12 protein-coding genes and 1 other annotated feature are annotated in these 14,588 nt (G+C 45.0%); of the genes, 7 read left to right on the top strand and 5 right to left on the bottom strand.

Annotated elements, in window-relative coordinates; all coding sequences use genetic code 11:
- Positions 1-28: 28 nt before the first annotated feature.
- The 4 genes from A8708_RS31960 (at position 29) to ileS (ending at position 4,836) form a co-directional block, all read left to right on the top strand.
- A complete protein-coding gene (locus tag A8708_RS31960) occupies positions 29-271 on the top strand; it encodes a YggT family protein (RefSeq protein WP_239696915.1) in 243 nt (80 codons plus the stop codon).
- A 5-nt stretch (positions 272-276) separates the two neighbouring features.
- Positions 277-1,056 carry a YlmH family RNA-binding protein gene (locus tag A8708_RS31955; RefSeq protein ID WP_068670680.1) on the top strand — a complete coding sequence of 260 codons (780 nt, stop codon included), beginning with the start codon at positions 277-279 and terminating at the stop codon, positions 1,054-1,056.
- A gap of 150 nt (positions 1,057-1,206) precedes the next feature.
- Positions 1,207-1,683, top strand: a complete 477-nt coding sequence (locus tag A8708_RS31950) for a DivIVA domain-containing protein (RefSeq protein ID WP_068670678.1) — start codon at positions 1,207-1,209, stop codon at positions 1,681-1,683.
- A gap of 72 nt (positions 1,684-1,755) precedes the next feature.
- Positions 1,756-2,004: a binding site (T-box leader), on the top strand.
- A gap of 63 nt (positions 2,005-2,067) precedes the next feature.
- Positions 2,068-4,836, top strand: a complete 2,769-nt coding sequence (ileS, locus tag A8708_RS31945) for an isoleucine--tRNA ligase (protein WP_068670676.1) — start codon at positions 2,068-2,070, stop codon at positions 4,834-4,836.
- Between the two features lie 70 nt (positions 4,837-4,906).
- Here ileS and A8708_RS31940 read toward each other — a convergent pair whose 3' ends face one another.
- Entirely contained in the window at positions 4,907-5,644 is a 738-nt protein-coding gene (locus tag A8708_RS31940; RefSeq protein ID WP_068670674.1) for a TraR/DksA C4-type zinc finger protein, read from the bottom strand.
- A gap of 178 nt (positions 5,645-5,822) precedes the next feature.
- On the opposite strand from A8708_RS31940, the gene lspA reads away from it, so the two are divergent.
- Genes lspA through A8708_RS31925 form a run of 3 tightly spaced genes read left to right on the top strand, consistent with a single transcriptional unit; the run spans position 5,823 to position 8,473 of the window.
- Positions 5,823-6,341 carry a signal peptidase II gene (gene lspA, locus A8708_RS31935; RefSeq protein WP_068671042.1) on the top strand — a complete coding sequence of 173 codons (519 nt, stop codon included), beginning with the start codon at positions 5,823-5,825 and terminating at the stop codon, positions 6,339-6,341.
- On the top strand, positions 6,316-7,266 hold the full coding sequence (locus A8708_RS31930) for an RluA family pseudouridine synthase (RefSeq protein WP_068670672.1): 951 nt from the start codon (positions 6,316-6,318) through the stop codon (positions 7,264-7,266). The genes lspA and A8708_RS31930 overlap by 26 nt, the downstream gene beginning before the upstream one ends.
- A gap of 52 nt (positions 7,267-7,318) precedes the next feature.
- A complete protein-coding gene (locus A8708_RS31925; protein WP_068671040.1) occupies positions 7,319-8,473 on the top strand; it encodes an aminotransferase A in 1,155 nt (384 codons plus the stop codon).
- A gap of 495 nt (positions 8,474-8,968) precedes the next feature.
- On the opposite strand, the gene A8708_RS31920 is transcribed toward A8708_RS31925, so the two are convergent.
- The 4 genes from A8708_RS31920 to A8708_RS31905 form a co-directional block, all read right to left on the bottom strand.
- Positions 8,969-10,090: an N-acetyldiaminopimelate deacetylase gene (locus A8708_RS31920; protein ID WP_068670670.1), complete on the bottom strand. Its 1,122-nt coding sequence runs from the start codon at positions 10,088-10,090 to the stop codon at positions 8,969-8,971.
- A 27-nt stretch (positions 10,091-10,117) separates the two neighbouring features.
- Positions 10,118-10,828, bottom strand: a complete 711-nt coding sequence (dapD, locus tag A8708_RS31915) for a 2,3,4,5-tetrahydropyridine-2,6-dicarboxylate N-acetyltransferase (RefSeq protein ID WP_068670668.1) — start codon at positions 10,826-10,828, stop codon at positions 10,118-10,120.
- Between the two features lie 71 nt (positions 10,829-10,899).
- Positions 10,900-12,780 (bottom strand): ABC transporter ATP-binding protein, encoded by a 1,881-nt coding sequence (locus tag A8708_RS31910; protein WP_068670666.1) that lies wholly within the window; start codon positions 12,778-12,780, stop codon positions 10,900-10,902.
- On the bottom strand, positions 12,777-14,501 hold the full coding sequence (locus A8708_RS31905; RefSeq protein ID WP_068670664.1) for an ABC transporter ATP-binding protein: 1,725 nt from the start codon (positions 14,499-14,501) through the stop codon (positions 12,777-12,779). Before A8708_RS31905 ends, A8708_RS31910 begins: the two co-directional genes overlap by 4 nt.
- Between the last annotated feature and the right edge of the window lie 87 nt (positions 14,502-14,588).

The raw sequence follows: 14,588 nt of genomic DNA, 5'->3' as shown, positions 1-14,588 counted from the left end.
GGATAACGTTTACTCTTTTTTAAGCGTTTTGACAGAAATTTATTATTTCATGATTATTGGTTATTTGATCTTATCGTGGTTTCCAAACGCACGTGGCAGTTTTGTCGGGGGACTGCTTTCGAAGCTGGTTGAACCCTATTTGGCTCCATTCCGCAAAATCATACCAAGTATCGGTTTCATTGATCTGTCGCCCATCGTGGCGTTAATTGCCTTGAAATTCGTCGTAATGGGTATCTTTGCAGTACTTGATTTCATTGTGGGGCTGTTCTAGTCCTTATGAAAGATATTTATGGACATTTTCACCAAGACGAGCATCATTTTGTGGATAAAGCCTGGGATTGGGTGGAGCGCGCCGCGCAGCAACATGCTGTGAAATTAACCGATTTCCTCGATCCCAGACAGGCTTTCATTCTCCAGTCACTCGTCAACCGACACCCGGATGTACATTGCCGATTGGATGGCGGCTATGAAGCAGCAGAGCGTAAGCGGGCTATTATAGCACCAGACTATCGCAATTTGGATCGTGATGACATGGCAATGGCTGTGTTAGCAGTATCCTCAGGGGATGGCAAATTTCTTACATTGGAACATGGAGATTACATGGGCGCCATTCTTGGACTCGGCATGAAGCGGGACAAGGTTGGCGATATTCATGTTATAGAGGGTGGCTGCCACTGCTTGGTAACTCAGGATGCAGCCGATTATTTGCATTTGAATCTGTCGCAAGTACATAGAGTGCATGTCCAGACGGAATTGCTTTCTTTGGATAAACTGGAACTTGCGCATGTTCAATTAGATGAATTGCATTTATCTGTTGCTTCCATGCGTATGGACGGGATAGTAAGCGATGTATTCCGTCTAAGCCGAGCCAAAGTATTGATACCGATTCAAGCCGGTCGGTGCCGTGTGAATTGGAAAGTGGAAGAAGATCCGAGTAAGCCGCTTAAAGAAGGCGATATGATCTCCTTGCAGGGTTTTGGTAGGTTTAAAGTGCTTGAAGTGGAAGGCGTATCGAAAAAAGGTCGAATTCGTGTGAAAATCGGCAAATTTGCATGATCATGGAACATTTATCCACGAACTATGCAGGAATTGCCGATTTTCTGTCGAACTGAACTGTATAGACATGGGTGTAGGCTGGCATTAGACATGCTCAGCTTATACTTACGAAGTCAGTTTTGCTGCGCAAAACGCTAAGGAGGGGCACTGATGCCATTAACACCGCTAGATATACATAATAAGGAGTTTTCACGTTCGTTTCGTGGTTATGATGAGGATCAAGTGAATGAATTCCTAGATCAAGTCATCAAGGATTATGAAGCGCTTATTCGTGAGAATAAGGATTTGCAGAACCAATCAATGGCCTTGCAGGAGCGTTTGGATCATTTCACGCATATTGAAGAATCGCTGAGCAAAACGATCATCGTGGCTCAAGAGGCTGCTGATGAAGTTAGAAGCAATTCGAAGAAAGAAGCTCAGTTGATTCTGAAAGAAGCGGAGAAAAATGCGGATCGGATTATTAACGAATCATTGACGCGTTCACGTAAAGTTGCTCTTGAGATTGAAGAACTCAAGAAACAAGCTTCCATCTATCGTACGCGCTTTCGGACATTACTTGAAGCACAGCTTGAATTATTGAACACAGAAGGCTGGCAAAGTATGCAGTTTGAAAGTAAGGAAGATTAGCTTAGGTGCTGTAGGACCTTATCATATTGACTATGCCTGCCAGATTGGGTATACTCCTGTTAAAAGTATCGCAATAAAGCTATGACTGGAACGAGTAGGGCGTTATGAGCAGTGTCAGCGAATTAGGGTTGTGGTGTGAGCCTAATCTCTGCAGCGTACCGAATATCCCCCAGGAGCGTCTCTTGAAACCTAGTAGAGAGAAACGGGTCATGCCGTTACACATGATCGAGTGAAGAAGCTCTGTTCGACGCGCCAATTGGCACGTGTGCATGATGCTTTTTAACGAGGGTGGTACCGCGAGTTAAGTTTCTCGTCCCTTTTGGGATGAGAGGCTTTTTTGTTTTTTAGACAAGGATAGATTGAAGCAGGAGTGGAGTGGTAAAGATGGATTATGGAAAAACATTAAACCTATTACAGACAGAATTCCCGATGAGAGGTAATTTGCCTCAAGCGGAACCGAAGATGCAAGAGCATTGGGCGGCTGAAGATATTTATGCCAAAGTGCAAGAGAGCCGTAAGGGCAGAACGAAATTTATTCTACACGATGGTCCTCCTTACGCGAATGGAGATATTCATATCGGACACGCACTTAACAAAGTGCTTAAGGATATTATCGTACGTTTCAAAACACTACAAGGCTTTGACGCGCCTTACGTTCCAGGCTGGGATACGCATGGTTTGCCAATCGAGCAAGTGATCACAAATAGCGGAAAAGTCGATCGTAAGAAAATGACGGTTCCGGAATTCCGTGAATATTGCAAAGAATACGCCTTGCAATCTGTTGAGAAGCAGAAGAGTCAATTCCAACGCCTCGGTATCCGTGGAGATTGGAAGAACCCGTATATCACACTACAACCGGGCTATGAAGCACAGCAAATCCGTGTTTTTGGTACGATGGTACAGAAGGGTTTCGTTTACAAAGGGTTGAAGCCTGTTTACTGGTCCCCGTCTTCAGAGAGTGCTCTGGCTGAAGCTGAAATCGAGTACAAAGAGAAAACATCAACATCCATCTATGTAGCGTTCCCGGTTAAAGATGGCAAAGGTAAGCTGCCTCAAGATGCAGCCATCGTCATCTGGACAACAACAGCATGGACGTTACCTGCGAACTTAGGGATCTCCTTACACCCTGAATTCGAGTATGCAATTGTGCAGGTGAACGGCAAGAAATATGTGCTGGCACAAGGACTTCTTGCAGCAGCGGCTAAGGAAATTGGCTGGAGCGATTACGAAGTATTATCAACGGTCAAAGGCAGTGAGTTAGAGTATGTTACTTGCCAACATCCGTTCTACGATCGCGAATCCCTGGTTATGGTTGGCGAGCACGTAACATTAGAAGCGGGTACAGGTTGTGTTCACACAGCTCCTGGGCACGGGGAAGATGACTTTGCCATTGGTGGGCGTTATAACATTGGTGTTCTTTGTCCAGTAGACGATCAAGGACATTTTACGGCTGAAGCACCAGGTTATGAAGGTATGTTCTATGAAAAAGGCGGCAAGCTGATCATTGAGCAGCTGAAAGAGTCAGGTTTATTGCTAAAAGCTGCTGACATTCAGCATCAATACGCACATGACTGGCGTACGAAGAAACCTGTCATTTATCGTGCAACTGAGCAATGGTTTGCATCCATTGATAAGTTCAGACAAGAAATGCTGGATGAAATTAAGCAAGTGAAATGGACGCCAGAGTGGGGCGAAGTACGTCTACACAACATGATCGCTGATCGTGGAGACTGGTGTATTTCCAGACAACGGGCATGGGGCGTTCCGATTCCGATTTTCTACTGCCGCAGCTGTAACGAACCGCTTGTTAACGAACAAACGATTGAGCATGTTGCTCAGTTATTCGAGCAAGAAGGTTCCCAAGCTTGGTTTACGAAGGAAGAAAAAGATCTGCTTCCGCAGGGTACTACTTGTTCCAAATGCGGTCATAGTGAGTTCCGTAAAGAAACTGACATCATGGACGTATGGTTTGATTCCGGTTCCAGTCATGTTGCGGTCCTTGAGTCACGTCCTGAACTACAGTGGCCAGCTGATTTGTACTTGGAAGGTTCAGACCAATATCGCGGTTGGTTCAACTCTTCCTTGATCACTGGTGTGGCAACGAGAGAGAAAGCTCCGTATAAAGGTATTCTAAGTCATGGCTTTACACTTGATGGCGAAGGACGCAAAATGTCCAAATCCATCGGAAACACGATTGATCCGAATGTGGTTTGCGGTAAATTAGGCGCTGATATTCTTCGTCTATGGGTTTCTTCCGTGGATTATCAGTCCGATCACCGGATTTCGGACAATATTTTGAACCAAACGACGGAAGTTTATCGTAAAATCCGTAACACAATGCGCTTCTTGCTTGGTAATTTGAGTCAGTTCAATCCAGCTACAGATCGTGTTGCGCTTACGAGTTTATCCGAACTGGATCGTTATGCGATGATTCGCTTGAACCGCATGATTGAGAAAGTTATCAAAGCCTATGAAGCTTACGAATTCCATGTTGTGTATCAAACGATTCATCACTTCTGTGCTGTCGAAATGAGCTCTTTCTACTTGGACATCATCAAGGATCGTCTCTATGCGAATGCGGCTGAGGATGCAGCACGTAAAGCGTCTCAAACTGTGCTTTATGCTGCATTAACTGCCATTACCAAATTGATTGCACCGATTCTGCCTCATACAGCAGATGAAGTTTGGAGGTATATTCCAGGAATGGAATTAAGCTCCGTACAACTTGCTGAATTACCTGAAGTAGAAACAAGTGTTTACGATGAGGAATTGGAAAATAAGTGGAACTCCTTCTTGGAGGTACGTGACGACGTGCTGAAGGCGCTAGAAGAAGCGCGTAAGGAGAAAGTTATTGGGAATTCCTTAGGGGCAGCAGTGAATTTGTATCCGAATGAAACGATGTTTGCTTTATTAACACAATTCGAACAATTGGATCAGTTGTTCATCGTGTCCGCGGTCAACCTACATCCAGTAGGTACTCCCGTACCTGAAGGTGCACTTCAATCCAAAGATGTTGCCATTGCCATCGCTGTTGCAGACGGTGAGAAATGTGAACGTTGTTGGATAGTGACACCAGAGGTTGGGCACAGTAAAGAGCATCCAACTCTCTGCGTCAGATGTAATGATGTTGTGACTGCTCATTATCACGAGTAGAGGAACCAAACGAGCTTACGCAACATGCGAAGCTCGTTTGTCCTGTTTTTATCAAGCTCAACTATTGCATCTACTCATCATCTAAATCGGCAGTTCTGTCGGGTTCAAGAAATGGATCGCCTTCGTCACTGTGCATATACTCGTTATAAGCTTTACTTCGTACAATCGTAACATGTTCGCCGTAGAGATCAGTGGCTACAAAACTTTCGAATGACTCGACATAGCCTTCCAATTCATCGGATTCGATGTACATGTCATTGTAGCTCTCCACTTGGTTGCTTTCAGCGAAAGCGGGTGTATTTGAGGTTCCCCAGCTTTCAACGATTTGCCAGGCATCCTCACCGTCGAACTCAGTTTCGTTATTTTTCTCGTCGAAGCTTGTTCGCCCGAACGGTGGGTAAAGAACCTGCTCTTCAACAGGGCGCCGAAATGATTGGTCAGGATCTGGCACGTGTTCTATGCTATATAAAGTTGTAGGTATAGCTTGTAGGCGTTCATACGGGATGGGCTGATTGCTCAGAACACATATACCATACTCCCCACTGTCGATACGGGCTAATGCCTCATTGATTTGTTCTAAATGCATCTCAGCATGTTCATTAAGCGAGATATCTTTCGCTCGTTCGAAAACTTCGGACCCGATATCACCGGGATGATTATCATACATGGAGAGCTCTCCTATGGAATCAGAGAACGAATTCGCGAGTCCAAATTGATCATTCGAGGCGAAATGCTTTTCAAGTGCAACCTTTTCCTCCAACAGTTGTACGTATAAGGTTTGTAATTGCTCATCAGTTAAATGGCTCATAGGTCGTACAGCTCCCTTCTAACAGCTCACTCATACCGTTTAGGATGCCGATAGACCGCTTTTTTTAGTGAGGTAATTCCTTGAAAAATAGGAATGTACAAGTTTTTTCACATAAGGTGATGCTTACGAAGTCAGTTTTCTGACGAACACTTTAAGGAGGTACTCTTAGATGAAATATTTGAAATATTATCTGTATGCGCTTCTTGCATTCATCCTAGATCAAGTTACGAAATGGATCATTGTGAAAAAGGTTCCGCTCGGCGAAGAACGTCCAGTAATCGGGGATTTTTTCATGATTACGTCCCATCGTAACCGGGGGGCAGCCTTTGGTATTTTACAAAATCAACGGTGGTTCTTCATCATTGTTACGATTCTCGTGTTGGCAGGTATTATTTGGTACATGCAGAAGACGATTCGTGAAGGCAAGGTATTGTTGCCGTTTGCGTTATGCTTGCTTTTTGGTGGAGCTTTCGGGAATTTCGTAGACCGTGCCTTATTCGCAGAAGTGGTGGATTTCTTCCAATTTACATTTGATTTTAATTTTTTCGGCAAAGAAGTTGATTATATCTTCCCAATTTTCAATGTGGCCGATTCTTGTATTGTTGTCGGGGTTATTCTGATCTTTATTGAGTCGATACTAGCATCACGAAAAGAGAAAAAAGGAGCAACACATGAACACAAACCAGACCTCACCTGAGTCCGTATCCCAAGAATTGATCGAATGGACCGTTGAATCTCAATTTGAGGGTGAACGAATCGATAAATGGATTACGGAGGCGTTGGAAGAAGATACTTCACGAACACTTGTCCAACAATGGGTCAAAGATGGTCATGTTAAGGTGAATGGGAAAACGGTAAAACCCAATTACAAATTGTCTTCGAAAGATGTCATTGCGTTAGTCATTCCAGAGCCTCAAGGCGTTGAGTTGCTAGCAGAAAACATTCCATTGGATGTTGTGTACGAGGATAGCGATGTGATTGTCATCAACAAACAGCGTGGACTCGTTGTTCATCCTGCACCTGGACATTACTCAGGTACCTTGGTGAATGCGTTAATGTACCACTGTAAGGATTTATCCGGCATTAATGGCGAACTTCGCCCCGGTATTGTGCATCGAATTGACAAGGACACTTCAGGCTTAATTATGTCTGCCAAAAATGATAAAGCGCATGCAAGCCTTGCGGAGCAATTGAAAGCACATACCGTCAATCGCAAATACATTGCCTTGGTACACGGGCATATTCAACATGATCAAGGGACAATCGATGCACCAATTGGACGCGATTCTCATGATCGTAAAATGTACACCGTTACGGAGAAAAACAGTAAAACTGCGGTAACGCACTTCGTCGTTATCGAACGATTTGGCGATTTTTCTCTCGTAGAGTTGAAATTGGAGACCGGTCGTACGCACCAAATTCGTGTGCATATGAAGTTCATTGGCCATCCGTTAGTTGGAGATCCGATGTATGGCAAGAGCAAAGGGATGTTGATGGATGGACAGGCTCTGCATGCGGCGATTCTTGGCTTTGAACATCCGCGTACTGGGGAATGGATGCAGTTCGAAGCGCCTATTCCGCCAGATATGGAGCACCTAATATCAACGATACGGACAACCTAGTTCTTGTTGGCGTAGCCGTTTATTTTGAATGGAGAGAGGAGAGCTACGCATGTTGGAACATTTGATTAACCCGCAAGTCAAAGATATTCAAATCTCAGGTATCCGCAAAATTTCGAACCTCGTCAGTACAATTCCTGGAGCATTAACGTTAACGATAGGGCAACCTGATTTCCCTACACCGCGGCATATTATCGAGGCAGGACAAAGAGCCTTGGATCAGAATAAAACAGTCTACACGCCAAACCCAGGATTAATCGAGCTTCGAGAAGCTGTTTCTAACTATGTAAAAGTCAAATATGGCCAAGTGTATCGCGCGGCGGATGAGATTATCGTCACAGCAGGTGCCAGTCAAGCGGTTGATATTACTTTGCGTACGATCTTGACGCCAGGTGCTGAGGTCATTATTCCTGCTCCGATTTATCCTGGTTATGAGCCATTAATTCAATTGGCAGGTGGCGTTCCTGTTTATGTGGATACAAGGGCGAATGGATTGAAATTAACTGCTGAGCTGTTGGCGCCGTACATAACCGAGAAAACACGTTGCGTGATTCTATGTTACCCGTCAAATCCAACAGGCCAAGTGCTCACGGAGAAGGAAATTGCTGATTTAGCTGAACTATTAGCTGATCGCGATCTATTTATTTTATCAGATGAAATCTATAGTGAACTCGTGTATGGGGTCCAACATCATTCCATTGCTACAGTTGGCAAGTTACGTGAAAAGACAGTCGTCATTAATGGCTTGTCCAAATCTCATGCGATGACAGGTTGGCGTGTAGGTTTTACACTGGCTCCTGCGTACCTTACAGCGCACATGGTGAAGGTTCACCAATATAACGTGACCTGTGCAAGCTCAGTAAGCCAATACGCAGCTTTGGAGGCGTTGACGGTCGGAATCGACGATGCACTTCCGATGCGTGAAGCCTACGTAGCTCGCCGGGACTATGTCTACGATCGCTTGATCGCAATGGGGATTGAGCTGGAAAAGCCTGACGGAGCGTTTTACTTGTTTCCGTCAATTGCTAAGTTCGGCATATCGTCGCAAGAGTTTGCGATGAGATTGTTGCAGGAAGAGCATGTCGCCGTTGTGCCTGGCGATGCTTTCACTTCCTACGGGGAAGGCTACATCCGGATATCTTATGCCTATGCTCAAGAAGTGTTGGAGCAATCATTGGATCGACTTCAGCGCTTTGTAAGTAAGTTATAGAGAAGGGACCATCGCTGGTTGCAGCGGTGGTTTTTTTATTTTGGTCTGTATGCGCACCCGGCAAACTAATTGGTAGCGTCTAATCGCTAAGCGCACAATAATAAATGGAAAAAATACAGTAATTATCTCAATGTTTAGCCGGATTTATTGATTAGCTGGGTAACCTACAGCTATTTACAAGGGAATAACGAGATTCAATGAAAATTAGCAATTTAAGCTGCATGAAATCCAGTTAGTTGCTCTAGTGATAGGTGGAAGTTGAAGGTGGATTAGTGGTGGGGAAAGATGGAAAAAGTTGGAGTAGAGAATCGGCAGGGAATAAGTGGTTGAAAGCTAGAGAAGGTGAGAAGTGGATCAAAGTTAGGAGAGATGTAGAGGGAATAAAGTGAAGGAAAGTTGAAATAGAGCGTTTATAGTAATTGAGGTGGAGTTCTAAACATTTCACAAAAAAAACCTCCCAATCAACTTGTAGTTGATCGAGAGGCACTATTCTTTCTAGCTAGACTTGTATCTCAGATATGCCGTAATCGTTTCTATGGCTACATCGATGGCGCGCTCATCAGGATCAAGTTTGGCATTATGCAGGCCATGAGGTGTATCTACCCCTAACCAGAACATGAAGCCAGGAATTTTCTCCAAAAAGTAACCAAAGTCTTCGCCAGTCATGGCTTCCGTACACTCGAACAACGTAACATTATCACGTCCACGAAGCCAGTCCATGAATTCCAAGGTTAAGGCAGGGGCATTGTACACTTGACGATAATTCGAACCCCAGTCAATGCTGACTTGGCACTCGAAGGAAGCTTCAATGCCCGCGGCAACCGCTTCGATACGACCTTTGATCTTGTCCATTGAAGCAGCAGATAACGTGCGAATCGTGCCCTCTAAGCGAGCCTTCTCCGCGATGATATTCTGCTTGGTTCCTGCCTCCATTTTGCCAATCGTAATCACTGCGGAATCCAAGGGATTCACGTTTCGAGACACGATGGTTTGAAGCTGTCCAACCATCAGCGTTGCCGCGATGATCATATCATTCGCTTGGTGCGGGTAAGCCGCGTGGCCACCTTTTCCAAGAAGATCAATGAACAGTTCGGACGTGTTAGCGAACAAGATTTCTGGTCTGACAGCGATTGTACCAACAGGATACTCGGGTGCAATATGGAGTGCAACCATCTGATCCGGCATCCAATCTTGCAATTCCTCGGCAGCCAGCATCGGTAATGCACCGCCAGGACCTTCCTCAGCTGGTTGAAACAAGACAACGAGATCATCCTGCATCGGATTCGTCACGAAGTGAGTGACAACGCCCATTCCGATGGACATATGAAAATCATGCCCACAAGCATGCATATAGCCAGGATGCTGTGATGGAAATGGCAACGACGTCTCTTCCGTGATTGGAAGCCCGTCCATATCAGCACGATACCCAAAGCGTTTGCTTGGGTTTAAGCCTTTGATATAGACGAGAATACCCGTACGCCATGTCCGAATGGTTAGACGATCTTGCGGGAGCTTGGACAGCTGTTCAAGAAGAAGTTGCTGTGTCTTGAACTCTTGGAATCCCGGCTCAGGGATTTGATGCAGCTGGCGTCGCAGCTCTACAAAAGGGCTAAGCATAACGATTTCCTCCAGATCTAGATTACCTTATAGGGTACGTAGGTCTGCTAGAATTTCGGTTTTGGATTTCGTTTTATCGTCTACTTTTTTGATGACACGTGCAGGAGCACCTGCAACTACTGTGTACTCTTCAACATCTTGCGTAACGATAGCTCCAGCAGCTACTACGGAACCTTTACCGATGCGCACGCCTTCAAGGATAACCGCGTTAGCGCCAACAAGAACATCATCTTCGATCACACATGGTTGTGCGGAAGGTGGCTCGATAACGCCAGCGACAACGGCGCCAGCGCCGATGTGACACATTTTACCTACTTGTGCACGTCCGCCTAGAACTGCGTTCATGTCGATCATCGTACCATCACCAACGGAAGCGCCGATGTTGATAAGTGCGCCCATCATAATAATCGCGTTATCGCCGATATGTACTTTGTCGCGAATAACAGCGCCTGGCTCGATACGAGCGTTGATGTGTTTCAGATCCAACATAGGAATAGCGGAGTTGCGACGATCGTTTTCAACTACGAAATCTACGACTTTATCCTTGTTAGCTTCTAGGATCGGCTCAAGTACGCTCCACTCACCGAAAACGACACCGCTGCCGCCAGTAATGAACGCTTGGCTGCCTTCACCGAACTCAAGGCCATCAAGGTTACCTTTAACATATACTTTCACTGGAGTTTTCTTTTTGCTTTCTTTAATAAACTGGATAATTTCTAGGGTATTCATTTCAGACATGGTGACATCTCCTTCAAATTTATGATTGACTCTCCTATATTAGCAGAAAGGGAGCGTTTGAGCCAATCTGTTTACACAGCTTTTTGTGCGAATTGACTCTCATAGAGTTCTGCATAGAAGCCTTGTTGCTCGAGCAACTCGCCATGAGTGCCTTGTTCAATGACAGTTCCTTGATTCATCACCAGGATAAGATCAGCTTCTCGGATCGTAGATAATCGGTGAGCAATGACGAAACTCGTGCGATTTGCCATCAAATTGTTCATAGCACGTTGAATAGAAACTTCCGTCCGTGTATCAACACTGCTCGTTGCTTCATCAAGAATCAATATCGCAGGATCAGCAAGGACAGCACGTGCAATGGTGAGCAATTGCTTTTGACCATGGGATAGATTCGACGCTTCCTCATTCAAAATCGTATCATATCCATCCGGCAGGGTTCGTATGAAATGATCTGCATATGCCGCGCGCGCGGCTTCTACGATCTCGTCTTCCGTAGCACCATGACGTCCATAAGCGATATTGTCGCGGATTGTGCCGTTAAATAGCCAAGTATCTTGTAATACCATACCAAATAGTCCGCGAAGATGGCTGCGAGACATATGGCGTGAGTCGACACCATCAATAGAAATCTTGCCATTCTGCAATTCATAGAAGCGCATGAGCAGATTGACTATCGTTGTTTTGCCAGCACCAGTGGGTCCAACGATCGCTACGGTTTGTCCTGGCTTCACATCGATGTTCATGTTGTCGATAAGTGGTGTGTCAGTTTTATATGAGAAAGAAACATTATCGAACTGAACATGCCCCTTGACGTGAGCAACGGAGTCCGTCACTTTATTCTCCAAAACTTCTTCATCTTCATCTAGTAATTCGAAAATGCGCTCAGCTGCTGCGATCGTAGACTGAATGACATTCGCGATATTCGCCACTTGTGTGATTGGCATGCCAAATTGACCAGAATATTGAATGAAGGCGAGAACGTCTCCTATTTTGATAGCGTTATGAGTAACCATGATGCCACCGATGACACTTACGAGTACATAACCAATATTGCCGATAAATGACATCAAAGGGAAGATGAGCCCTGAAATGAACTGTGCTTTCCAGCCAGAATGATACAGCCGATCATTAATTTCGTTGAACGTATCAACGGATTTCTTTTCTCGCCCAAAAGCTTTAACGATCGTATGACCTGTATACATTTCTTCTACGTGACCATTGAGTTCGCCAAGCGTTCGTTGCTGTCCTTTAAAATATTTTTGAGAACGGGTAGCAATCATCTTGGTTCCAAAAATGCTAAGCGGCAGCGTGACAATTGTCGCTAAGGTAAGCAGTGGACTTATGGTCAGCATCATGATAATGATACCGATCAAAGTCACAACGGATGTGATCAACTGCGTTAAGCTTTGCTGCATGGTAGAGCTGATCGTGTCCACATCATTCGTAGCACGACTCATCGTATCGCCATGGCTTCTTGCATCGAAGAAGGAGAGAGGAACACGAGTAAGCTTCTCACTGATATCACGTCGCAGATTGAAGACAATGCGCTGTGTAACACCTACCATAATCCGTTGTTGAATGTACATCAGGACTGAGCTGAATATATAGAGAGCAGCTAGAATAAGAATGATTTGAAGAATTGCATCGAAATCAATTTTGGCTCCTGCAATGCCTTTCATTTTGCCAATAGCCCCTTCAGACAACTTCGTAACCGCGTTCCCCATCAGTTTCGGACTGATGATACCAAACAATGTGCTTAATATGGATGCTAGAAGTACAAAGGATATGGAAACACGAAAAGGCTGCAAATAGGTCATGAGTCTTTTCAAAGTAGCTTTAAAATTCTTCGCTTTCTGGACAGGCATCCCCATGCCAGCCATACCGCCACGGCCCATGAAACCTGGATTCATACCTGCTGCCGGTCGGCCCTGTTCTTTGGGTTTCTCACTCATGCACTTTCCTCCTCTGATAGCTGAGAAGCAACAATTTCTTGATACACTTCGCAGGTTCTCATAAGTTCGTTATGAGTACCGATGCCTGCAATTCTGCCTTCATCTAAAACGATAATTTGATTCGCATCCATGATGGTGCTGACTCGCTGTGCCACGATGATCATGGTTGCTCGTGCTGTTTCCGATTTAAGTGCAGCGCGCAGCTTCGCATCGGTTTTGAAATCAAGGGCAGAGAAGCTGTCGTCGAAAATATAAATATTGGGTTTACGTGCAAGTGCTCGTCCAATAGCTAGTCGCTGCTTCTGGCCGCCTGATAGATTTGTCCCGCCTTGGGCGAGAGTTGAATGAAAGTTATCTTTCATACCTTGAATGAAATCAGCGGCTTGTGCTGTCGAAGCGGCAGCGGCTAGATCGTCATCTGTCGCGTTATCATTGCCGAAGCGGAGGTTATCCGCAACTGTACCTGAGAATAGGACTGCTTTTTGAGGCACATAGCCGATTTGGTTTCGAAGACTCTCTAAGGAAAGTGAAGGCAATGGTTGGCTATTCAACGTAATTGTGCCAGACTCCACATCATAGAATCGAAGTAATAAATTGAGGAGGGTTGTTTTACCAGATCCAGTGCCTCCTATAATCGCTGTAACCTCTCCAGGGTTCGCTCGGAAAGATATATCATGAACAGCCGGCTGCTCAGCACCAGGGTAACTGAAAGTCACATGATTGAATTCAACGACGGTTTGATCAGCTTGAAGTGTTTGTGCATGGTCTGCACTATGTATGTTGGACTGAATAGCAAGGACCTCATTAATTCGTACTGCAGATGCCGAAGCGCGCGGGATCATCATGAATATCATAGTCATCATGAACATGCTGAACATAATTTGCATGGCATATTGGATGAAGGCCATCAAATCGCCAATTTGCATTTGATTGTTATCAATCCGAATGCCGCCATACCACAGGATGACAACGATGCCTAGATTAAACACAAGCATCATGATCGGCATCATCGTAGCCATGATCGTATTGACTTTGACTGCAACTTGCGTGAAATCTTGATTCGCTCGTTCGAATTTCGTTTTCTCATGACCCGAACGGTTAAAAGCACGGATGACGCGAATACCAGTTAAATGTTCTCGCAGAACAAGATTGATGCCGTCGATTTTAATTTGCAAAGTTTTGAATAAGGGAAGACTCGTACGCATAATCACAGCAATCACAATCACAAGTATGGGGATGACCGCATAGAGGACAATTGCGAGATTCGTATCTTTGTATGAAGCCATAATGACGCCGCCAACGAGCATGGTAGGCACACCAATGAACATTCGCATCATAACGACTAATTGTTGTACTTGTGCGATATCGTTCGTTGTTCTTGTAATGAGAGAAGACGTTCCAAGCTTATCGAATTCATGCAAAGAGAAACTCTCGACATGAGAGAAGAGCGCACGACGTAAATCTCTCCCGAATCCGGTCGCTGTCTTAGCGAGCAAATAGCTGGCTACCATTACACAGGCCATGCCGCCCATGGCAACCAGAAGCATATAGGCGCCAAACCGGATAATGTAGTTCACGTCACCTTTGACTACCCCTACATCTACGATGTCTGCTAGTAAAGTTGGCAAGTACAGCTGTGCAAGCGATTGTAAGAGCATAAGGGTAATGATTGCAATCACGGAAACCCGGTAAGGCTTTAAATACCTAAACAATTTGAACATAGTTTCCTCCTTCATTTTGTAAGCGAATCGAAATGGAATTTACTGGGCGGAAAAGCGAGTTTATATGTAAATTATAACACATGGTCT

Origin of the sequence: Paenibacillus oryzisoli (assembly GCF_001653565.1) — a bacterium.
Classification (GTDB): domain Bacteria; phylum Bacillota; class Bacilli; order Paenibacillales; family NBRC-103111; genus Paenibacillus_E; species Paenibacillus_E oryzisoli.
This window is presented reverse-complemented; position numbering and strand designations above follow the sequence as displayed.